At 37.5% G+C, this 267-nt stretch carries 1 protein-coding gene; it reads left to right on the top strand.

From position 1 onward, the window contains the following. Nucleotides 1–42 precede the first annotated feature (42 nt). Nucleotides 43–267: type II toxin-antitoxin system RelE/ParE family toxin (locus Q4528_RS14125; protein ID WP_303522245.1), on the top strand; the 225-nt coding region annotated here is incomplete at its 3' end.

Genomic DNA, 267 nt, shown 5'->3' with positions numbered 1-267 from the left:
CTGTTGATGGCGAAAACTTTCTAAATTCGCTTTAACTAACTTATGCAAAAGAATAAATATAAGTTAAGTAACTTAGCGCAGTCTCACTTACGAAAAATAAAAACCTACACCGTTGAAAATTACTCGGAGTTGCAGTGGTACAACTACAAGAATACTCTGCTATCAGTATTTCATATGTTAGCCGATAACCCGGAGATAGGAAGAGGCTGCGATGAAATCTACCCAAATGGCTTATATTTCCCTGTTGGAAAACACACGGCTTACTTC

It is taken from the genome of Staphylococcus pasteuri (genome assembly GCF_030547725.1).
Taxonomy (GTDB): domain Bacteria; phylum Bacillota; class Bacilli; order Staphylococcales; family Staphylococcaceae; genus Staphylococcus; species Staphylococcus pasteuri.
Note: the sequence above shows the minus strand (reverse complement) of the source record. Positions and strands in the feature narration are given on the sequence as shown.